Source organism: Streptococcus sp. C150 (genome assembly GCF_000187445.1).
Lineage (GTDB): Bacteria > Bacillota > Bacilli > Lactobacillales > Streptococcaceae > Streptococcus > Streptococcus raffinosi.
On sequence record NZ_GL698449.1, the window covers coordinates 659,541 to 682,663 of the forward strand.

Here is a 23,123-nt window from a genome sequence, read left to right on the forward strand (position 1 = left end):
CCTGAATTGGAAAATCTATTATCCACACCTACTGGAGAGCAATATTGGAACTTAGTGATGGCTTTTCCATGCAAAGAGGCTGTATTAAGCCTATCTCAAAGTAACTTGTGTGAGATTATCCGTCAATCTACCTCCAAACGCATCTCTGAAAAACGTATTGCTTACCTAACTGATAAACTTATAAAACTCGCTAAACAATCTTTTTGTGCGGTCAAGAAAACCTCTCCAATGCTTGAAGAGGTTCGTTACTATGCTCAAGAATTGCTTCGTCTTTCTGAACGCAGACAAGTTGTCTTAAACGACATGGTAGCTCTAGCTCAGCCTTTACCAGAGTATGACATCTTACGGTCAATTCCTGGCATCGCAGAAACCACAGCGACATCTATCATTGGCGAACTGGGAGATATTCGTCGCTTTCAGTCTTCCAATCAAATCAACGCTTTTATTGGCATTGACCTGAGACACTACGAATCTGGGAACTTTCTCGCCAAGGAACACATCACTAAACGAGGTAATCCCTATGCCAGAAAAATCTTGTTCAAGTGTATTCACAACATCGCTTCAGCTAGTCATACTAATCCCTGCCATATCGCTGACTTTTATGAGAGACGAAAAAGACAATCGACAATAGCTTCAACTAAGCCACATACGATTGCCTCTATACATCGTCTCATTCGAACAATGTATTACCTCATTACGCATAACAAACTTTACGATTACTCTTTGACCCAAAATCAATAAGGCTGTCTATGCCGTATTATTGTAACACCTTGTTTCAAAAAATACCAGATGAGGTGTTTTTTTAGCATGCCCATTTATGGATAAAAAAGGGTTAAAAATAAGACAGTAACCTCAGAATAGATACTGTCTTATCTCTTTTTTTTACTTAAAGCCTTGATAGACTTGACAAATGGTAGAAAAGAGCCGTTTTTTTACTTGTTAGATTGTCGAGCTTGTTTGCGTTCTTTGACTTTTTGTCGATGGCCTTTTTCGTTAAGATAAATCAAGTATAGAAGTCCAACTGGGACAAGGCATAAGAACCAGAAATAAACAGGTAGTCTGTTACTTCCTTTAGTATTAGTGGTTGCATTACCCTTTTGGTTACTTCCAAAATCGAACCAGCCTTTAACTTTAGTAGCCTTAACCGAAGTAGCTTTGATTTTAGGTGAGACTGTTTTTAGGCCATTATCAACCACAATTTGGTCATCTTTGACAGAGATTTTAGGTTCTTGGCCTTTTTTAACAGTGGCATAGACATCTTTTGCGACATCATATTTTTTACCGTCAATTTTTTGCTCGCCTTTACTTAAAACTTTCTTGTAAGAGAAGTCTTTGTACATTTTCTCAACAAGAGCATTCCCAAACGTATGGCGAATTTCTTCCCCTGTTTGGTCAGACCAGTCACCAGAACCCATGATGACAGCAATCATGCGCTGATCGCCACGTTTGATAGTATTGATATAGTTGAAGGCACCTTCTGGACTAGAACCTGTCTTCAAACCATCAACTCCCTTAATACCGTATTTAGCACCAGGAATAGAGTAGTTGTAGGTTTCGAAAGTTTCCTCATAAGGTGTTCCTTTTTTAACCGTTACAACTGGTTTGTCGGTGTAATTGAGAATTTTCGGATACTTCTTGATAAAGTTATAGGTCATGATGGCCAAATCACGTGCAGTCGTCTGGTTGGTTTGGTTGATATCATAGCGTTGGGGGTTGTAGTAGCCTTTGAAGGCAACAGCAACAGCGCCAGAAGCATTGTACCATTTGGTATGGGTCATTCCCAGCTCTTTAGACTTCTCGTTCATCTTATCAATCCATTTATCTGGATCATTATTGGTCAGATAATTGGCTAACATTACGGTTGTAACGTTTGAAGACGGCACAGCAGTCATGGTAATGAGTTCTGAAACGGTATATTGGACACCAGCGACAATCTTATTATTGGAAATTTCATAGATCTCAGCTATGGCTTGGTCGGTAGGAGTAGCTGTGATGACAGTATCTTCTGAAATCTCACCTTTAGACATGGCTTCAAAGACCAGATAAAGCGTCATAGCCTTGGACATAGAGGCAGGGTCACGGACTTCATCAGCATTTTCTTCCCAGAGGACGTCACCAGTATTTCCATCAATTAGGAGAGTGGACTTAGGACGATAGGCCTCCGTAGCTTCAGTATAGCCAGCAGCATGTGTGATATCCATTAACTCGTCAGCACTAGACAAACCTGGTGCTAGAGCCAGACAAGCTGTTAAAAGGATGGCAACAATTTTCTTTTTCATAATGTGTCTCCTTTATTATCTATGAGGCTCTGACTTAGCAAGAACCTCCTCACATTCAATAATAGTAAAAGCATGTCACTCAAACTGAAATTTTCTTATTTGATAGTGACTATTATTCCCATTATACCATATAAAACCTAGTCTTTTAGCATCTTTGGAGAATTTAATGCAATTTTTAGAATCTATTGAATGTTGTAGGCAATAGTGCTGGTGACAAGAAAAAACGAGCCATTTGCTCGTTACTTGTCATTTTTTATGGTTGTTACTTGATGGTAAATCATAAACCATGTCTCATTTCGACGCCAGATACTGGTATGGAAATTTCCCTCCAATTCGTAACTGATTAATTTGGTTTTTTGACTTACGGATGTCATCTTAAAGTCTTTATAATTGTTAAGGAGCGGTTGTTGGTTAGCAATGACTTCTTGGCGGTTGTGATGATGTCCATTTTCATCAATCAAGTAGAAATCAGGGGCTAAAAGATTTTCATAGTCAGGAATTTTTGATAGAAATATCTTTTCATTTCGAGAAAGTTTATGGAGGACATTGCCATAAATCTCATCCTCAGGAATTGCAGCTGGTTCGACATGGACATCAGTGTCGTAGACAGAGAAACGCTTGCTGAGGACTTTTTCGATTTGTTCAGTGATGGCATGACTCTCGTAAACAGAGAGATCGGGGTTCATTTCAACAACAATGTCAAGGTAGATGTTACTTCCATAGGAACGGCCACGTTTCTTTTTAACTTTAGTAACTTTAGGAATCTCCAGAATGGCTTTTTCATAGGCCTTGAGATTTTTCTCATCGAAACCATCTGATAAACTAAAGGTTGCTTCCATGAAAATATCGTAGGCTGTCTTTAGGATGAAGAAAGTGATGATAATGGCAGTAATATAGTCAATGATGGTAAGGTTGAAAGATGCTGCGACGATGGCAATTGAGGTTCCGATAGAGGTCACAGCATCAGAGAGATTGTCTTTAGCAGCCGCAATGAGGGCGCTGGACTTCAGTTTTTTGGCAAGACTCTTATTGTAAAAGTAGACGCCACACATGACGATGGCAGAGAGGACTCCAACGGTAGCACCAAGAGGATCAACTACAGTTTCAATTCTTAGAAAAATCTTTCGGACTGTTTGGATAAGGACTTGGAAGCCCACTACAAACATGATGAAGGAGGTGATTAAGCTTGATAAGTCTTCAATTTTCCAATGGCCAAACCTGTGGTCTGAATCGGCTGGTTGACTAGCCAGGTGTAGTCCAATGAGGAGAGCTACATTTCCCAAGATATCTGACAAGTTGTTGAAACCATCAGCTATCAAAGAGCTAGAGTTTAAAAAGTGTCCAGCGAGAAGTTTCGCTATTGTTAGGAGCATGTAGGCTACGATACTAACGATGGGACCTCGCCTCGCCGCCCGTAAGTTTTCATACGTCGTCATAGAATTACCCTTTTGTTTAAATACAAGTGTTTATTATAGCATAAAATGATAGCTAATTAAAGGTTGTATTGGTTTTTATCGTAATGCTTGTTCGATTTTAAAATGAGAGTCAGAAGGAGAATGCAAAGAGTCAGCCTTTTTCAGTATTTTCCGAATATTCCCTACACATTTATGGTATAATTTAGGGGATAAAACAGTCTAAAAAAGAGGTTTTTATGGAACATTCGACATGGCATAGGCTTTTGAAAGAAGCTTTGCCGGACCATTATTTTTCAAAGATAAATCAGTTTATGGACCAGGTCTATAGCCAAGGAATCGTTTATCCCCCACGTGACAAGGTGTTTAATGCTTTGTTAGAGACTCCTTTCGAAGAGGTTCGGGTGGTTATCCTTGGACAGGACCCTTATCATGGTCCTAATCAGGCTCAAGGCTTGTCATTTTCAGTGCCTGAGACGATTCCAGCCCCACCTTCTTTGGTTAATATTCTCAAAGAATTGGGAGAGGATCTTGGGCCCAGAACGCATCATGATTTAACGACATGGGCCAAGCAGGGGGTGCTATTGCTTAATGCTTGTCTGACTGTTCCAGCAGGTCAAGCCAATGGGCATGCCGGTCAGATTTGGGAACCGTTCACAGATGCTGTTATCAAGGTCCTCAATCAAAAAGATAGTCCCGTTGTCTTTATACTTTGGGGCGGCTATGCTCGTAAGAAGAAGTCTCTAGTGACTAATCCTAAGCATGCCATTATTGAAAGTGCCCACCCGAGTCCCTTGTCGGCCTATCGTGGTTTTTTTGGTAGTAAGCCTTTTTCAAAAGCCAATACCTACCTTGTCTCTCAAGGCCAATCCCCAATTGATTGGTTGAAGTAAAATAGAAAGTTGGAAGATTATGTTACTTATTAAAAATGGCCGTGTTGTCGACCCTAAATCAGGTTTGGACACGCAAGCTGATGTTCTTGTTGATGGTAAAAAAGTCGTTAAAATCGCTGAAAATATTGACGCAGGTGATGCTCAAGTCATTGATGCGACTGGTCTTGTGGTTGCTCCTGGATTGGTGGATATCCATGTTCATTTCCGTGAACCAGGCCAAACCCACAAGGAAGACATTCATACTGGTGCCTTAGCAGCGGCGGCGGGTGGCTTTACGACTGTTGTAATGATGGCTAATACAAATCCAACGATTTCAGACAAGGAAACCTTGGAGGAAGTGTTGACTTCAGCAGCTAAAGAAAATATCCATGTGAAGTCTGTTGCAACAATCACTAAGAATTTTGATGGTGAAAACATCACTGATTTCAAGGGCTTGCTTGAAGCAGGTGCTGCTGGTTTCTCAGATGACGGTATTCCATTGACCAATGCTGGAATTGTCAAAAAGGCCATGGAGTTGGCTAAAGAGAATAATACCTTTATCAGCCTTCACGAAGAGGACCCTGACCTTAATGGTATTCTCGGATTTAATGAAAATATTGCTAAAAAAGAGTTTCATATTTGTGGAGCAACTGGTGTAGCTGAGTACAGTATGATTGCGCGTGATGTCATGATTGCTTATGATACCCAAGCCCATGTTCATATTCAACACTTGTCAAAAGCTGAATCTGTCAAAGTGGTTGAATTTGCTCAAAAACTTGGAGCACAAGTCACAGCGGAAGTAGCACCACAGCACTTCTCAAAAACTGAAGACCTCTTGCTTTCAAAAGGTGCTAATGCCAAGATGAATCCACCACTTCGTTTGGAATCTGACCGTCAAGCCGTTATTGAGGGATTGAAATCTGGAGTGATAACTGTTATTGCCACAGACCACGCGCCACACCATGCTGACGAAAAGAATGTGGCTGATGTGACTAAAGCCCCATCAGGAATGACAGGACTTGAAACGTCTCTATCTCTTGGATTGACATACTTGGTCAATGCAGGCCATTTGAGTTTAATTGAGCTATTGAAAGTGATGACCAGCAATCCATCTGAGCTTTATGGCTTCGATGCCGGTTATTTGGCTGAAAATGGACCAGCTGACCTTGTGATTTTTGCAGATAAAGAAAAACGTCAGGTCACAGCAGACTTTAAGTCTAAAGCGGCCAATTCACCATTTGTCGGTGAAGAGCTTACGGGAAGTGTCAAATACACTATCTGTGACGGTGAGATTGTTTATCAAGCCTAAGTTTACGCCCCTTCTTATTTGAGAAACCGAATGAAATTGTTATGGTTTTGTCTATTGCCATTTCTTTTGGTTTTAGGGCTAGCAGTAAGGAGAGATTATGAAAAAATTTTTGATTTGGCTTGGTTGTTTAATAGCTTTTATAGTCCCCGTAATTTCTGTTAAAGCTGATGACGTTAGTTACCGTATCCCCTCATACAAAGGGCATCTAAGTATTTCGGATAATAGTAGTGCTACATTTACGCAGGAAATTACTTATGATTTTGAGAGTGATTACCATGGGCAGTATGTCACATTAGGTAGTGCAAAGCCAGTTCCAGATGGTTTTTACATTAGTGGTAATCCAACGGTAACAGCGACAGTAAATGGCCAAACCAAACCCTATGTTAAGGTTGAAGCATCAGAATTATCAGATGGAACTAAGCTGAAAGTTTACAACCAGGGGCATAGTGGTGATAAAGTTGTTCTTAAGGTTACTTGGCAAATTAATCGTATTTTAAATCTTTATTCAGATGTTGCTGTCCTCAATTGGTTTCCGATTTCCGATTGGGATAAGTCGATTGGTCATGTTGATTTTACTGTTGATGGTTTAGATTCCAATAAGGGTGAGCTTTATGCTCATGCAGGATTCTTTCAAAAAAATCCTCAGGTTCAAAGGACGGATGAAGGCTATAATATTCAGTTTGATCATTTTCCTGCAAAGGGGAAACTCGAACTTCATGCTTATTGGCCTATGACACCAAGTCTAAAATCTAAAAATTCCACTAATATCATCAATAGTTCAGCTAAAGATAAATTCCTAAAACAGGAAAATGATATTGTGAGAAATAGAAAGATTTATCACATCATTTTCTATGGTCTTTTCCCAGGACTTCTCCTCGTCCTATTTGTTTTAGCTATTGTGTTTTATAGTTCAGTCTTGAGAAGCACTAGGCCACCACGTTTTCCAAAAGATAGTAGACTCTATGACATACCTCAAAATCTAGCTCCTCTAGTTCTTGCTCAGAACGTCTACAACCAACGATTTGACATTAGTGGTCTGAATAGTGTGACTTACCCAATATCCTTTAACCATATGGTCCAAGCAACGATACTGGATCTTATAGATAGAGGAAATTTATCCTTTAGTCAATCAAGGGGAGAGCCAATCCTTGAATTTGTTAAAAGTGATGGTTTAGCCGATTTTGAAGTAGCTTTTATTGACATGCTCTTTGATGGTCAAAGTCAAGTCAAAGAGAAAGATATGTTCTCACGATACTATATCAACGAAGGTGAAATTGAAAGTCAGTATAAAAAAGCTAAAAATAGGACAGAAAGAGATAAGCTTCGTTCTATAGGTAGAAATATTAGAAGTCTGTTTTTAGAAGATGCTACAAGGGTTACCCAAGGTGTCGAAAATCAAGAAAAGCAACTCGGATTACCAAGCCTGTATAGGCAGCTGACTCCTTCAGAAACGCATTTATCTTCAGTAGCAAACATAATGTTTATATCTCTTTATGTACTCATTGCTATTGGTTTCTTCCTTCTCTCAATTGGTTTCTCCTCTAATTTATCCTTTTTATATTTACTCATTTTCTTCCCAGTTATTACCATGCATCTTATTTATCGTCTTCAAATCAATGGGCGGGCAAACGGGTGCCTTGTTCCAGAAAACTCGGATATTTATTATCAATGGCATAGTTTTAACAACATGATTAAGAGTATCGGGCAGTTTAATCAAGCAGAATTACAATCCATTGTTTTATGGAATCGTATTCTAGTTTATGCGACACTTTATGGACAGGCCAAGAAAGTTAGTGACGTCCTGAAACGTTACAACATTCACCTTAGCAATCCATCTTTAGATGCCTTCACTTATTCACCTGTATCTTTTGCCATGCTCTATAATTCAACTGCATTGCAAAATTATGTTTCTGCTTCAGATACTGTAAGTAACTTTTCTATCAACTCAAGTAGTGGTAGTGGAGGCTTTAGTGGTGGTGGCTTCTCTGGTGGTGGAGGAGGCGGAGGTGGAGGTGCCTTCTAAGACCAGAAAAACAATTACTTACCAAATGTATCGGCTTTTAATAACTATACTTTGTAGTTGAAGGTGGATACGTAAAAATATAAAATAACTAGACTCCCTTTATAGAGACAGTGACAATAACACATTATTTCACTAGAGACTATAAGGGGAGTTTTTGGGTGTTAAAAGTGATAGTTGGTAATGAAGAAAGAGCTATTAAATGAAATATTGGAAGCTCTTTCAATTATATATTGTTTAATTTTTGTGTTAGGTATAAAATATAGAGGTGATACAATGTTAAAGGAAATTTGTATATGAAACAGATTCACGATAATTTTTGGGCTAAGAAAACAGAGGAAAATGGTAGACTTCTTTGGTTACCATTAACTCAACACTTAGAAGACACGAAAAATATTGCAGGCCTCTTATGGGAACATTGGTTAAGTGAAGGACAAAAGGTATTAATTGAAAACTCTATTAATGCTAAAGCAAATATTGAAAATCAAGGGAAAAGATTGTCACAATTCCTAGGAGCTGTTCATGATATCGGTAAAGCAACACCAGCTTTTCAGACGCAAAAAGGTTATGCAAATTCAGTAGATTTGGATATTCAATTGTTAGAAAAATTGGAACGCGCAGGTTTTTCTGGTATTAGTTCCCTCCAACTAGCCTCCCCTAAAAAGAGCCATCATAGTATTGCAGGTCAATATTTGTTATCCCATTATGGCGTGGAGGAAGATATTGCAACAATTATTGGTGGACACCATGGACGACCAGTTGATGATTTAGACGGTTTAAATTCTCAAAAGAGCTATCCCTCCAATTATTACCAGGATGAAAAGAAAGATAGTCTCGTTTATCAGAAATGGAAGTCAACTCAAGAAGCTTTTTTAAACTGGGCTTTAACAGAAACAGGGTTTAATTCTGTGTCTCAGCTTCCAAAAATCAAACAGCCTGCTCAAGTTATTCTATCAGGTTTACTCATAATGTCTGACTGGATTGCTAGTAATGAGCATTTTTTTCCTTTGTTAAGTTTGGATGAAACTGATGTGAAAAGCAAGAGTCAACGTATTGAAACTGGGTTTAAAAAGTGGAAAAAATCTAACTTGTGGCAACCTGAAACTTTCGTTGACCTTGTTACTCTTTATCAGGAAAGATTTGGATTTAGTCCACGAAATTTTCAGCTGATACTCTCACAAACAATCGAAAAGACGACTAATCCTGGGATAGTGATACTGGAAGCGCCAATGGGACTCGGGAAAACAGAGGCGGCTCTAGCGGTATCAGAGCAGTTATCTAGTAAAAAAGGATGTAGTGGATTGTTTTTTGGATTGCCCACACAAGCAACCTCCAATGGAATTTTTAAGAGGATTGAACAGTGGACAGAGAATATAAAGGGTAACAATTCTGATCATTTTTCCATTCAGCTGGTTCATGGAAAAGCAGCCTTAAATACGGATTTTATTGAGCTACCTAAAGGAAATACAATTAACATGGACGACTCGGAAAACGGTAGTATTTTTGTCAATGAGTGGTTTTCTGGGAGAAAAACTTCAGCATTAGATGATTTTGTAGTTGGGACAGTCGACCAATTTTTAATGGTGGCTTTAAAACAAAAACATTTGGCCTTACGACATTTGGGATTTAGTAAAAAAGTTGTTGTTATTGATGAAGTTCATGCTTATGATGCCTATATGAGCCAATATTTGTTGGAAGCCATCAGATGGATGGGAGCTTATGGTGTTCCTGTAGTTATTTTATCAGCAACTTTACCTGCCCAACAAAGAGAAAAACTCATAAGAAGCTATATGGCTGGAATGGGAGTGAAATGGCGAGATATTGAAAATACAGATCAGATAAAAATTGACGCCTATCCTTTAATCACTTATAATGACGGACCTAACATTCATCAAGTTAAAACGTTCGAAAAGCAAGAACAAAAGAATATCTACATTCATCGTTTACCAGAAGAACGGTTATTTGATATTGTAAAAGAAGCTATTGACAATGGTGGAGTAGTGGGAATAATTGTCAATACGGTGAGAAAATCTCAAGAATTGGCAAGAAATTTTTCAGATATTTTTGGAGATGATATGGTAAATTTGCTCCATTCTAATTTCATAGCAACTGAAAGAATCCGAAAGGAAAAGGACTTATTGCAAGAAATTGGGAAAAAAGCAATGCGTCCTCCGAAGAAAATCATCATTGGTACACAGGTGATTGAACAGTCATTAGATATTGATTTTGATGTACTGATAAGCGATTTTGCGCCTATGGATTTACTCATTCAACGTATCGGACGACTACATCGTCACAAAATCAAACGGCCTCAAAAGCATGAAGTAGCAAGATTTTATGTTTTAGGAACATTTGAAGAGTTTGATTTTGATGAAGGGACACGTTTGGTTTATGGGAACTACCTATTAGCTAGAACTCAGTACTTTTTACCAGATGAAATACGACTTCCTGATGATATTTCACCGCTAGTCCAAAAGGTTTATAATTCAGACTTAACAATTACATTTCCAAAACCAGAACTTCACCAAAAATATTTGGATGCTAAGATGGAACACGATGATAAGATTAAAAATAAAGAAACAAAGGCAAAGTCATACCGTATTGCTAATCCTGTCTTAAAAAAATCGAGAGTTCGAACTAACAGTTTGATTGGTTGGTTAAAGAACCTCCATCCAAATGATAGTGAAGAAAAAGCATATGCTCAAGTTCGAGATATTGAAGATACAGTTGAAGTGATTGCTTTAAAAAAAATATCTGATGGGTATGGTTTGTTCATAGAAAATAAAGATATATCTCAGAATATTACTGATCCTATAATTGCAAAAAAGGTAGCACAAAATACTTTACGACTTCCGATGAGTTTATCCAAAGCCTATAATATTGATCAAACGATTAATGAGCTTGAAAGATATAACAATAGCCACTTAAGTCAATGGCGAAACTCATCATGGTTAAAGGGATCTCTTGGGATTATTTTTGATAAAAACAATGAGTTTATACTGAATGGATTTAAACTATTATATGATGAAAAATATGGCGTTACCATAGAAAGGTTGGATAAGAATGAGTCGGTTTAATTTACTTGATGAACCCTGGATTTCTGTTGTTTATGACGAGAAAGGATCCACAAAAGATGTTTCTTTACAGGATTTATTTACAAATGCTCATCAGTATAAAGAATTAGCAGGAGATACGAAAACACAAGATTTTGCGGTATTACGAGTATTGTTGGCTGTTTTGCATACAGTTTTTTCTCGATTTGATATAGATGGAAATGCTTATGAGTATCTTACTATTGATGAAGGATGGAATCAGCTTGAACCAGTGGATGAGATGGATATTGAGAATTATGAAGAAGCTCTTTATGAAACATGGGAAAAACTTTGGACTAATAAAAGATTTCCAAATATTGTTAATCAATACTTAGAAAAATGGCGAGATCGCTTTTACTTATTTGATGAAAAGTATCCATTTTTTCAGGTAACGAAAGAAGAAATTACTAGAGATAAAATTAGCAAGGCTAAAGCAAGTAGGATTTTGGGTAAAAATATAAATAGAATTATATCTGAAAGTGGAAATAAGGTAGCTTTATTTTCCCCAAAAGATGAAGAAAATAAAAATACTCTAACTGCGACAGAATTAGCTAGATGGCTAATTACATTTCAAGGGTATTCAGGATTATCCGATAAGGTCATTTTTGGAAATGAAAAATATAAATCTTCGAAAGGATGGTTATTTGATATTGGTGCTATTTACATTAAAGGTAACACTCTATTCGAAACGTTGTTACTAAATTATATTTCACCGTATAATGAATGTGGTAATGTAGAAAATATTCAGCGACCTTGTTGGGAACTTAAAAGTTCTGATATCATCAAAAGTTACCTTGATGAAAAAGGTATTACCAATATAGCTAGTTTATATACTATTTGGAGTAGAGGAATCTATATTGATCCAGACTTTAATTTAAAAAAACCTTTCTCTTTTGAAATTGTGAAATTACCTGATATCAATCATAGAGATAATTTTTTGGAGCCAATGACAATTTGGAAGTATAATGTTTCGGGTGAAAATCGGGATACCTATACACCAAAGAAACATCTTTTGAATCAATCTTTATGGCGATCTTTTGGCTTGTTATCTATAAAAGATACTAGTCTTCAACATAGAAAACCTGGCGTTATCGATTGGCTTACATATATTGATGATATAATAGGAAATCGACTATCAAATATTGTTGCAATTAGTATGCAGGACGATGGAAACGCTACTTCATGGCTTCCAACGGATGAGGTTATTGACTCAATTTTTATCAATGATTTGGTTTTAACGGATTTAGACGAGGGTGGTTGGGTTCCTCGTATCAATGAAGCAGTAGAAGAAACAAAAAAAATTATTTCTAGAACATATAAAACGTATATTAATGATATAAAGGAAATTCGAAATATCTCTAATGGTAGTTATACTCAACAGATGGTTGAAAGTCTATATTTCAAAATTGACCAACCTTTCCGACAATGGTTAGCTAGCATTCAACCAGAAGATGATAAAGATTCTAAGATACAAGAATGGAGAGATTTACTGAATAAAATAGTTAAAGCTGAAGCAGAAGTTATTTTACATCAAGGGGGTACAAGGGACTATCTTGGTATCCAAAAAGATGGGCGAATTAAGAATATTGCAACTGCCTATAATTCGTTTGATTATTGGCTTCGTCAACAGTTAAAATAGGAGTATAGAATGTCACATCAAACTAAACAAACAGTTTGGACTGTTACAAACAAGATTATTTTTAAATTGAGTAACCAAAAAGAGGAAACATATGATAAAGCTACACTAGCAAAAATTAGGAAAACATTGGGGAAACCCTTGAGTGAAGCAACAGAAATGTGGCCAATTCTGTTCAAAAATTTACCAGAGGAATTTTTAAGTTTTTATCAGCAACCAAGCTATGAGGAATTAGCTATTTATACAGCGCTTCAATTGTATGCATTGCATCAGCAAGGTGTTTCAACGAGTGTGATGCTAGATGAATCTAAGCCCTATGAAAATATAGGTTCTGCACTTGGTAAGCTTAGGAAAGAAGATGATACCACTGCAATTGATAGACGATTTAATACCATGATTACCTCATCAACGTTTGAAGAACTTACTTACCATTTAAGGCATTTGATTTCGCTACTTAAAGTGGAGTCACCGATGATTCAGGTTAATTACGCTGATCTAGCAAATGATTTATATTGGTTTTTAAATAATGGTCAAGAAAATGTCCGCCTAAATTGGGCAAGAGCATATTATAAACAAATCAAAGGAGAAAAAAACAATGACAACTAAACAACGATTATTTTTGGATATTCATGCTATCCAAACCTTACCACCTTCAAATATGAATAGAGATGATACAGGTAGCCCGAAAACGGCTCAGTATGGAGGAGTTAGAAGATCTCGCGTGAGTTCTCAATCATGGAAGAAGGCGATGAGAGAATATTTTAATACTCATGGTACTCAGTCAAATGTTGGTATTCGAACAAAAGAAATTGTGAGATACGTTGCAAATAAAATTGTAGAACTAGATAGTTCTATCAGTATTGATAATGCATTGGAAAAAGCCGATAAAGTATTGATAGCTGCTGGAATTAAGAAAAAAGGTGAAGTTAAAGCACTTTATTTCATGGGTGATAGTCAAGCTAAGAAGTTAGCTCAAGCAGCCTATGACAATATAACAGATAAAAAAGAGCTCCAAAAGTTAGCTAATGCAGATCCATCTATTGATATTGCCCTGTTTGGTAGAATGGTAGCTGAAGATCCAAATCTTAATGAGGATTCTTCTTCTCAGGTTGCACATGCCATTTCCACACATGCTGTACAAACTGAATTTGATTTCTTTACGGCTGTTGATGATTTAGCTACAGAGGATAATGCAGGGGCAGGTATGCTTGGAACGGTAGAATTTAATTCTTCTACACTATATCGATACGCAAATGTTGCGATTCATGAATTATCAAAACAATTAGGAAATGAAGAATTGTTGGAGAATAGTTTATCTTTGTTCATTGAGGCTTTTGTAAAGTCACTTCCTACAGGGAAAGTAAATACATTTGCTAATCAAACGCTACCACAGACTTTAATTGTAACGGTTCGAAGTGATCGTCCGGTTAATCTTGTCAGTGCATTTGAAGAACCAGTTAAATCAATAAAAGGCTATGTTACTAAATCTATTGATAAACTCGCCAAAGAGTTTGTTAAGGTTGAGAAATTTGTAGACAAACCACTTATGACCTTCTATGTTACTTTGTATGAGAGCGAAAATCTAAAACAAATTGGGGAGGAAAAAGATTCAGTTTCAAAATTATTAGAAGATTTTTCAGAAACAATAGCCCAATACATTTAAAATAGGTGAATGCTATGAAGACGATTTTGTTGAAATTTGCTGGTCCCTTACAATCATGGGGGACGAGTTCACATTTTGAAACTAGGCATACAGATTTTTATCCTTCCAAAAGTGCGGTAATTGGACTACTTGCCGCTAGTTTAGGTTATAGGAGAGACGAAGATGAAAAAATCCAAAAACTAAATGAACTCGATTTTGCTGTTCGAGTCGATCAGCAAGGGAATCTGTTAAGAGACTTCCATATTGCACAGAAGTATACAGAAAAGGGTAAATTTGATAGAAATTATGTTACGAATCGGTATTATCTAGAAGATGCTGTATTTGTTGTAGCCCTCTCCCATACAGATGATAGCTTTATAGATATCATTAAAGTTGCTCTAAAAAATCCCTATTTCCAACCTTTTATGGGAAGAAGGGCACTCCCAATAATTTCAGACTTTATCTTAGGTGAGACAGATGTTAATCCATTGGAGAGCCTAAAATCTCTGAAATGGCAAGCTTCTCTATGGTTTATGAAAAAATCTCATGATAAGGATGCTATTTCTTTGGAAGTTTATCTAGATAATCAGTTAGTCAATAAGGATGTATATCAGCTGAGGCAAGATTATGTTAGGTCATTTTCACAAAAAGGGAGAAGATTTGGTTTTAGATATGAAGTACGTGAATTAATTAGTGTTCAAAATCCTCACTTTTCAAATAGGAATACAGAGCATAACATTTTTGAGAGTATAGGAGATTGAAGTAATGTACATTTCTAGGGTAGAAATTGATCGATATAATAGACGAAAGGTTAGAGATTTAACGCATGTAGGAGCTTATCATGCTTGGGTGGAAGAGAGTTTTCCATCGGAATTAGAGCAATCAATCCGTACAAGAAAATTATGGCGAATCGATCGTATTCAAGATAAGGATTATCTTATTATTGTAAGTAAAGAAAAACCTAATTTACAAAAACTTGAAAAATATGGTGTTGTAGGAAGCGCTCAAACTAAGCACTATCAACATTTTTTAGATAACATCAAAACTGGTTGTCGAATGAATTTTAGAGTAGTGTTGAATCCGGTTATTTCAATTACTTCACCCGATAAATCAAAACGTGGGGTTGTAAAGCCACATGTGACAATTGAACATCAGATGGACTTTCTAGTGAAACGATCTGAGAAAAATGGCTTCTCATTAGTAGGGGAAAGATTTTCAATTGTTGAGCGTGGTTATGAGCTTTTTCAGAAATCAGAAAATCCCATACGTCTATCAAAAGTTGTTTACGAAGGTACTTTAACTGTTAGTGATGAGACGCTTTTCAAAAAAATGCTGACGGAGGGAATTGGAAAGAAAAAAGCATATGGTTTTGGCTTGATGACAGTGGTGCCACTTGAGGAATGAGTCATGGTAGAAAAAAGTGGAGCTAAGAAAACTTCTTTGAGAGAACTACCTAAAATTAGCGATCGTGTTAGTTTTATTTACGTTGAACATGCTAAAATAAATCGTGTTGATAGTGCAATCACAGTGATAGATAGTAGAGGAACAGTTCGAATACCAGCTGCTATGATTGGTGTATTGTTATTAGGACCGGGTACCGATATTAGTCATCGTGCTGTAGAATTGATAGGAGATACTGGAACCAGTATGGTTTGGGTTGGTGAACGTGGTGTTCGTCAATATGCACATGGGAGATCTTTGGCACATTCAACAAAATTTATAGAGAAACAAGCAAAACTTGTATCAAATTCTCGATTACGTTTAGCGGTTGCACGTAAGATGTATCAAATGAGATTCCCAGATGAAGATGTATCTGCGATGACCATGCAACAACTACGTGGACGGGAAGGATCGAGAATTCGAAGAGTCTATCGGTTGCAATCTGAAAAATATCAAGTTTCTTGGACTAAAAGAGAGTACAATCCTGATGACTTTGAAGGTGGTGATATCGTTAATCAAGCATTGTCAGCTGCTAATGTAGCTTTATATGGTCTAGTACATAGTATAGTAGTTGCATTAGGAGCTTCACCAGGTTTAGGATTTGTACATACGGGTCATGATTTATCTTTTATTTACGATATAGCAGATTTATATAAAGCCGAATTAACAATTCCGTTGGCGTTTGAAATCGCAGCTAATTTTACTGAGATTGATGATATTGGGAAGATTGCTCGTCAGAAGGTTAGAGATTCCTTTGTTGATGGTAAATTAATAGTTCGAATTGTACAGGATATTCAACATTTATTTGATCTTGACGATGATGAAGAACTACTTGTCGATACTCTATCTTTATGGGATGACAAAGATATGCTTGTAAAGCATGGTGTTAGTTACAAGGAGGAGTTGTGAGATGCCCTTTACAGTGGTGACATTAAAAAGTGTCCCTCCGTCTCTTAGGGGGGATCTCACTAAATGGATGCAAGAGATTGCTACAGGAGTTTACATCGGTAATTTTAATTCTAGGATTCGAGAGAAATTATGGAATAGAATTCAGGCAAATGTTGGTGAAGGAGAGGCAACGATTAGTTATTACTATCGCAACGAGATTGGTTATCAGTTTGATACGATAAATTCCCAAAAATCTGTTGTGGATTTTGATGGTATTCCACTAGTATTAATACCTAACCCAAAGATATCTTCAGAAAATCATCCTAAATTAGGATATAGTAACGCTGCGAAGTCTCGTAAAATAAAACGATATTCTAGTTATAAAGAACCACAAGCTAACTCTTTAAAACCTTATGTTGTTATTGATATAGAAACTGATGGCCTAGACGAGAAAAAGAATACAATCATTGAGATTGGAGCAGTCAAGTTTAATGGACAACAAGTAGAGGAATTTAATTCTTTGATTAAGTATGAGGAGAAATTACCTACTGCAATTTCTAAATTGACAGGAATTTCTAAATCATTATTAGATCAAGAAGGACGCGATTTAGAAGAAGTACTTTCTGAATTTTTATTGTTTATTGGTAAATTAACTTTAGTTGGCTATAATATCCATTTTGATATTCAGTTTATCAATAATAAACTGAATAAATTTGGTTTACCCATATTAATAAATAAAACTCATGATATAATGAGATACGTCAAGGATGAGAAGTTATTCTTGGATAATTATCAATTGCAGACTGCTCTAAAGGCATATGGGATCGAGGATCAAGTTCCTCATAGAGCTTTGAAAGATGCTAGACTAATCTATCATTTATCAACTAAAGTAAATAAATTCTTAGCTAGGATGAAAGAAAAGTCTTAATTTCATTGGGATCTTTTAGTGTTTTTCCCGCACACGCGGGGGTGATCCTTGCACTGGCGAAAATTCAATGCTCTATTAGCAGTTTTTCCCGCACACGCGGGGGTGATCCTGAAGCCAACCTTGCGAAAGTTACTAAATCAAAGTTTTTCCCGCACACGCGGGGGTGATCCCGTGACCGAGGAACAAGCTCAAGAGATTTACCAGTTTTTCCCGCACACGCGGGGGTGATCCCGGACTTACCAAAGAGGATTTTAAACGTATGGGGTTTTTCCCGCACACGCGGGGGTGATCCCAATCTATACATTGACGATAGAATTTCACTAGAGTTTTTCCCGCACACGCGGGGGTGATCCCCCACTTTTACAAAAGTATCATCATCAACAGTTGTTTTTCCCGCACACGCGGGGGTGATCCTGCTACAGAACCAAGCACACTCGCAAAGAGCTAGTTTTTCCCGCACACGCGGGGGTGATCCTGGTAAACATACTACCCTCCATCTGAGGAACAAAGTTTTTCCCGCACACGCGGGGGTGATCCCGAAACAAGGTCTACGATATTCAAATAACGAACGTTTTTCCCGCACACGCGGGGGTGATCCTACGGTCTTGAACCTAACATTCTGATGGTTGATGTTTTTCCCGCACACGCGGGGGTGATCCTAAGTTGTTTCAAGCTCAGAACCAATACGAGAGGTTTTTCCCGCACACGCGGGGGTGATCCTGAGCTTTTAGTTAAGTCAAGAGAATCTGATTGGTTTTTCCCGCACACGCGGGGGTGATCCCAAACAACTCTTATTGGATAGCTCTGTACGAGCGTTTTTCCCGCACACGCGGGGGTGATCCCGAGGACTTACCAAAGGTCTATGAAGATATGGCGTTTTTCCCGCACACGCGGGGGTGATCCCAATCTCGTTTTTCAAGGTCTTACGATAAAAGCGTTTTTCCCGCACACGCGGGGGTGATCCCGGCATCCTTAGCAAGACAGATATTGAGTTTAGTTTTTTCCCGCACACGCGGGGGTGATCCTACCAGTTTGTGTGTTGGGTTGAATACGTAGTCGTTTTTCCCGCACACGCGGGGGTGATCCCAATCTCGTTTTTCAAGGTCTTACGATAAAAGCGTTTTTCCCGCACACGCGGGGGTGATCCCGGGGAACATTTTGCTCACATACTAGAATATCGGTTTTTCCCGCACACGCGGGGGTGATCCTGGTACTCAATCATAAAGGTTGGATTTATCACGGTTTTTCCCGCACACGCGGGGGTGATCCTGAAACTCTGATACGGTAATCGTCAACGTATGGGTTTTTCCCGCACACGCGGGGGTGATCCCATATCCTTGATTTCCAGATTTACTACGTACTAGTTTTTCCCGCACACGCGGGGGTGATCCCCCAGATAGTGGGCTATTAGAGGAGTATTAAGAGTTTTTCCCGCACACGCGGGGGTGATCCTGTTTCAGATATCTACCGTCAATTATGTAATGAGTTTTTCCCGCACACGCGGGGGTGATCCCACTACTCAATTACAGACATGAGAGAACATAGCGTTTTTCCCGCACACGCGGGGGTGATCCTGGTCGAGGGTTGAATCGCTGGGCAGCTGTCCTTGTTTTTCCCGCACACGCGGGGGTGATCCTACAAATTTTAGTCAAATGATGATATGACAATATAAATCGATTGGTTGAGGTCTCTTTTTAGATCCGCTAATTAGTTGATTACTTTTTAAGTATTGCCGTTGTAAGCAGCATATCTTATAGGTAGAAATGCTGTCATACCTTGTCATAGACTACTCCTTATTGTTTTAGAACTGTGTTGTTTCTAAAGGTTCCAAAACAAGCGCTTTTTCTTTATATGCACACCAAAAAAGAGCCATTGGCTCTTTTTATTATCGTTTTAATATCCAGGCTCAAAGACTTCAATAATTTGAATAAGGTAGCCTTCATGGAAACCGACTCGGTAATCGACGTTTGGCAGCGTTTTAACCAAATCATTAAGTTCCTTGTCCTTGCTAACGGAATCAGTTAGGACTGGTAGTTCAACAACAAAAAGTTGGGAATGATCCATTTGTAGATAGCTACTATGTATCTTGGTATCAGGACGGAGATGTTTGAGAACAGCTTTGTCTGAGGCCTGAAGAAGTTGGTACAAATCTAAGTCTGATAAAGGAACTTCTCCAAATTTTGGACTAATATTGATCGTGATATCAATATGAGATGACCTCGTCCCTACAATACGATTAGAAAGAAAACTAGCTAAGATAGGATTAGTCAGCTGATTCAATTTTTCTTGAGTTTCTGGGCTACTAATGATGGAATTACTCGTTTTATAAATCTCAAGTAAATCTTTAGCTTTTGTGGCATCATCAGCCTTTAAAGCTACTGAGACATCCTTCAGATTTTTTTTGTAAAGCTCTGAAAATTTTTGTTTTTGGGTGATAATTTGGATTAGGGCTTTGTTGTAGTTAGTCATAGTCCCTAGCAATTTAAAACGTTCTCTGTCCAATCTTTTGATGAACTGTGAGTGGACGGCTTCGTTCCAATTGTAAAAATCCCACAGGAGAAGGGCGAGGTAAAGCATCAAAACGATGATACTATTTGAACTCACTCTAAATACCATTTCAAATAAGTTCTGGGGGTCATTCGTAGTTGGAAGAACGCTATTAAGACCATGGATGACTGTGAAAAAGACGTAATAAACAGCGAGAAATGTGGTACTACGCAACCAATTACGTCTCGCCCAGTATTCATCAAGTTTACTCATCTGATCTAAATCAATAGCGAAAATCTTAAGGATCAGAAAGATGATAAGAGGAGCTAAAAAGTAAGTCAGAATATGTAGGTTATTATCAAGACTCACATCTCCCTTGATATGTAGGACATGAGGCAATATGACGATTGAAAGCAATCGCGTGGCAACATCAAAGAGAATAGTTGGATAAAAAGCAAAAAGAAGTCGATGATAAAAGGAGCGTTCTCTAACAAGAGCCAAGTCAACAACTAGAAAGAAAAGAGGGTCTACAATGATTTTGACAAGGTTGAAGTAAGATGCCCCAGCAACGTAAGAGAGGAAAATGAGAAAGAGGTGTCCAGGTAATGGTTTAACCTTAGACATGATTTGATAAAGGTACCAGATAGAAATAAAACTAATGGCCTGCAGGAGAGGATTGATAATATTAGTAATCATGATAACCTCCTTTGGTCATGTCAATTTCAATTTGTAGACGATAAATGCCAGCACGTGTATTTGAAATAATGTTAACATTTGGATAATTGACCAGAATGTGGGTGACACGTTTTAATTCTGGGTCGCTAAAATCAGAAGTAATCGGTGAATCTTCTTTTGTGCTTGAGCTTTCCACGACAAAGTGCTGGCTGTCCTCGTCTTTAAAATAGGCAAAGCTAAGGTATTTTTGTCTACTGTCTCTTGCTTGGTCAATGACATGATCTAAGATAGTCGATAAGATATAAACCCAGTCTAAGGGATAAATAGGATAGACAGTGATTGGTTCGGGAATTTCCATACTAACCCAGACATCTAGTTCTTTAGCCTTTAAAAATTTAGCTTCAAAAAGCGCCTGCAAGTCAGCTAATTTTATGTTTTCAAGCTTATTTCTGTAGAATCGGTCAATCTTTTTATCTAAAGGGTTTGGTGTTAGCAAATAATCTATAAGTTCCTCAGCTTCGTCGTTTTGTTGGAAGCGAATGAGGTCATAGAGATTTTCAGCTTCATCCTTGATAAAAAGTTCTTGGCTAGTCTTTTTTTGATACCAAATATTGATGTTTTGACTTGATTTTTGCAGAAGGTCTATATGCACCTCTTGAGCAGCCCTTGTTTGGGCTTTTAATTCTTTTCTATAGAGGGTAACTTGTTTAGATAGAATTAAAGCCGTAGCAATAAGAAAGAAAAGAGTGAGTTGGATATTATTCGTAATCAATTCCGAGATAAAGTAAATGACTGCTAGACTATAAAGTGCGACTGACGTAGATCTGTACCATGGTCTGGCAGAATCAATTTGCTTTAAGCGATTATAATCGACTTGTAGAAGAGCATTCTGAGCAAACCAAAGTAAGAAGGCTAAGAAAAGGATTAAGAAGCCAGCGAAATTGTAATCTAAGACAAAAGGAAAAAAGATTGGAATAATGAGGGAAATCACAAGCCTTACCATTAGGGCAAAGGTAAATGGTATAAAGAAGGATTCCAAGATGGTATGTCTAAGATTTTTGAAGGATTTGACAGAATGAAGGAATACAAGCGCTATAAAACCTGATTTTGGGAAGAGAATACCTAAAAAGCTGAAAGTCATAATCGCCACTCCAGCTAAAAAGAGAACCCAGTATCTTACGGGTCTATGCGTGGTTAATTTGAAGATAACAATTTGTAATATAAAAGCTGTACATGCCGTAAGCCCGTGAACAATGGCATCACTCAATATAATATAAACTCCTATTCGGGTAAAATCTATTCAGTTATATCATACCCCTTGGAAAAATAGCATACGAATTGCCTATTAGTGACAGTTATGTAAGGCTTTTCATTTTTCAAGCATATTTCTTGCCCATAAAGTTTTTTTCCCCTATTCTAGATGTATAGAAAAAATTCGATAGAGGAGATCGATATGATAAAACTTTCTAAAGAGACACATCTTGAGATGTTCACTAAAATGGAACGTATCCGTGAATTTGATTCACGTATTAATAAATTGGTTCGTCGTGGGTTTGTTCAAGGGATGACTCACTTTTCAGTTGGTGAAGAAGCCGCTAACGTTGGGGCTGTTCAACACTTGAGCTACGATGATATTTTCTTTTCAAACCACCGTGGTCATGGACAATCTATTGCTCAAGACATGGACTTGAACAAAATGATGGCCGAACTAGCTGGTAAGGCAACGGGTGTTTCAAAGGGCCGTGGTGGCTCAATGCACTTGGCTGACTTCGAAAAAGGTAACTATGGTACCAATGGTATCGTTGGTGGTGGCTATGCCCTTGCCGTAGGCGCAGCCCTCACACAACAATATAAAGAAACTGGAAATATCGTTGTTGCCTTTTCAGGAGATGGTGCTACTAATGAAGGCTCTTTCCACGAGTCAGTCAATATGGCTTCTGCTTGGAAATTGCCAGTAATTTTCTTCATCATTAACAACCGTTATGGTATCTCAATGGATATTCATAGAGCTACCAACACTCCTCATTTGTATACACGTGCGGAAGCCTATGGTATTCCAGGTTTCTACTGTCAGGATGGTAATGATGTCATGGCAGTCTACGAAACAATGGGCAAGGCTGTGGAACATGTTCGTGGTGGAAATGGTCCTGCTATCGTTGAGGTAGAGTCTTACCGTTGGTTTGGTCACTCCACTGCCGATGCTGGAGTTTATCGTACCAAGGAAGAGGTTGATGAGTGGAAGAACCATAACGATCCAATCATTAAATACCGTAACTATTTGGTTTCTGAAAAAATCGCAAGTGATGAGGAACTAGATGCTATTCAAAGCCAAGTTAAGGCACAAATCGATGCAGCGTATGAGTTTGCTCAAAATAGCCCAGATCCAGAACTTTCAATTGCCTTTGAAGATGTATGGGTAGACTAAAGAGAAAGGTTGAGGAAT

The 23,123-nt window shown here is 37.9% G+C and carries 17 protein-coding genes and 1 CRISPR repeat array; of the genes, 13 read left to right on the forward strand and 4 right to left on the reverse strand.

Annotation, left to right across the window (positions count from 1 at the left end; all coding sequences use genetic code 11):
- Positions 1-741, forward strand: a 741-nt coding sequence (locus HMPREF0848_RS03155) for an IS110 family transposase (RefSeq protein WP_008534574.1), incomplete at its 5' end; no start/stop codon positions are given.
- A 191-nt stretch (positions 742-932) separates the two neighbouring features.
- Here the strand turns inward: HMPREF0848_RS03155 and HMPREF0848_RS03160 are convergent.
- Together HMPREF0848_RS03160 and HMPREF0848_RS03165 are read right to left on the reverse strand one after the other, a co-directional pair.
- Positions 933-2,279, reverse strand: a complete 1,347-nt coding sequence (locus tag HMPREF0848_RS03160; RefSeq protein WP_008534575.1) for a DUF1958 domain-containing protein — start codon at positions 2,277-2,279, stop codon at positions 933-935.
- A gap of 239 nt (positions 2,280-2,518) precedes the next feature.
- On the reverse strand, positions 2,519-3,715 hold the full coding sequence (locus HMPREF0848_RS03165; RefSeq protein WP_008534576.1) for a cation diffusion facilitator family transporter: 1,197 nt from the start codon (positions 3,713-3,715) through the stop codon (positions 2,519-2,521).
- A gap of 215 nt (positions 3,716-3,930) precedes the next feature.
- Here HMPREF0848_RS03165 and HMPREF0848_RS03170 point away from each other — a divergent pair, with 215 nt between their 5' ends.
- From HMPREF0848_RS03170 to cas2e, 11 genes are all read left to right on the forward strand, one after another.
- A complete protein-coding gene (locus HMPREF0848_RS03170; RefSeq protein ID WP_008534577.1) occupies positions 3,931-4,584 on the forward strand; it encodes a uracil-DNA glycosylase in 654 nt (217 codons plus the stop codon).
- A gap of 19 nt (positions 4,585-4,603) precedes the next feature.
- The gene (locus HMPREF0848_RS03175; RefSeq protein WP_008534580.1) at positions 4,604-5,872 is read left to right on the forward strand and encodes a dihydroorotase; all 1,269 of its coding nucleotides are present in this window, start codon (positions 4,604-4,606) and stop codon (positions 5,870-5,872) included.
- A gap of 97 nt (positions 5,873-5,969) precedes the next feature.
- Positions 5,970-7,895 (forward strand): DUF2207 domain-containing protein, encoded by a 1,926-nt coding sequence (locus tag HMPREF0848_RS03180; protein ID WP_008534582.1) that lies wholly within the window; start codon positions 5,970-5,972, stop codon positions 7,893-7,895.
- Positions 7,896-8,188: 293 nt separating this feature from the next.
- Positions 8,189-10,969, forward strand: a complete 2,781-nt coding sequence (locus HMPREF0848_RS03185) for a CRISPR-associated helicase/endonuclease Cas3 (RefSeq protein ID WP_008534584.1) — start codon at positions 8,189-8,191, stop codon at positions 10,967-10,969.
- Complete coding sequence (locus HMPREF0848_RS03190; protein WP_008534586.1) at positions 10,956-12,623, forward strand: type I-E CRISPR-associated protein Cse1/CasA; 1,668 nt, start codon at positions 10,956-10,958, stop codon at positions 12,621-12,623. Before HMPREF0848_RS03185 ends, HMPREF0848_RS03190 begins: the two co-directional genes overlap by 14 nt.
- 9 nt (positions 12,624-12,632) lie before the next feature.
- A complete protein-coding gene (gene casB, locus HMPREF0848_RS03195) occupies positions 12,633-13,226 on the forward strand; it encodes a type I-E CRISPR-associated protein Cse2/CasB (protein WP_008534588.1) in 594 nt (197 codons plus the stop codon).
- Entirely contained in the window at positions 13,216-14,283 is a 1,068-nt protein-coding gene (cas7e, locus tag HMPREF0848_RS03200) for a type I-E CRISPR-associated protein Cas7/Cse4/CasC (protein ID WP_008534589.1), read from the forward strand. The genes casB and cas7e overlap by 11 nt, the downstream gene beginning before the upstream one ends.
- 14 nt (positions 14,284-14,297) lie before the next feature.
- On the forward strand, positions 14,298-15,023 hold the full coding sequence (cas5e, locus tag HMPREF0848_RS03205; RefSeq protein ID WP_008534591.1) for a type I-E CRISPR-associated protein Cas5/CasD: 726 nt from the start codon (positions 14,298-14,300) through the stop codon (positions 15,021-15,023).
- Positions 15,024-15,027: 4 nt separating this feature from the next.
- A complete protein-coding gene (gene cas6e / locus HMPREF0848_RS03210; protein ID WP_002887563.1) occupies positions 15,028-15,666 on the forward strand; it encodes a type I-E CRISPR-associated protein Cas6/Cse3/CasE in 639 nt (212 codons plus the stop codon).
- 3 nt (positions 15,667-15,669) lie between these two features.
- On the forward strand, positions 15,670-16,611 hold the full coding sequence (gene cas1e / locus HMPREF0848_RS03215; RefSeq protein WP_008534593.1) for a type I-E CRISPR-associated endonuclease Cas1e: 942 nt from the start codon (positions 15,670-15,672) through the stop codon (positions 16,609-16,611).
- 1 nt (position 16,612) lies between these two features.
- Positions 16,613-17,518 (forward strand): type I-E CRISPR-associated endoribonuclease Cas2e, encoded by a 906-nt coding sequence (cas2e, locus tag HMPREF0848_RS03220; protein WP_008534595.1) that lies wholly within the window; start codon positions 16,613-16,615, stop codon positions 17,516-17,518.
- Between the two features lie 20 nt (positions 17,519-17,538).
- A CRISPR array of direct repeats spans positions 17,539-19,154; the repeat unit is 28 nt; unit sequence GTTTTTCCCGCACACGCGGGGGTGATCC.
- Between the two features lie 257 nt (positions 19,155-19,411).
- On the opposite strand, the gene HMPREF0848_RS03225 is transcribed toward cas2e, so the two are convergent.
- Together HMPREF0848_RS03225 and HMPREF0848_RS03230 are read right to left on the reverse strand one after the other, a co-directional pair.
- A complete protein-coding gene (locus tag HMPREF0848_RS03225) occupies positions 19,412-20,701 on the reverse strand; it encodes a hypothetical protein (protein ID WP_008534600.1) in 1,290 nt (429 codons plus the stop codon).
- On the reverse strand, positions 20,691-21,947 hold the full coding sequence (locus tag HMPREF0848_RS03230) for a histidine kinase (protein WP_021151900.1): 1,257 nt from the start codon (positions 21,945-21,947) through the stop codon (positions 20,691-20,693). Before HMPREF0848_RS03230 ends, HMPREF0848_RS03225 begins: the two co-directional genes overlap by 11 nt.
- A gap of 186 nt (positions 21,948-22,133) precedes the next feature.
- Between HMPREF0848_RS03230 and HMPREF0848_RS03235 the strand changes: the two genes are divergently transcribed.
- Positions 22,134-23,105, forward strand: coding sequence for a thiamine pyrophosphate-dependent dehydrogenase E1 component subunit alpha (locus HMPREF0848_RS03235; RefSeq protein ID WP_008534604.1), 972 nt, complete (start codon positions 22,134-22,136; stop codon positions 23,103-23,105).
- Positions 23,106-23,123 lie beyond the last annotated feature (18 nt).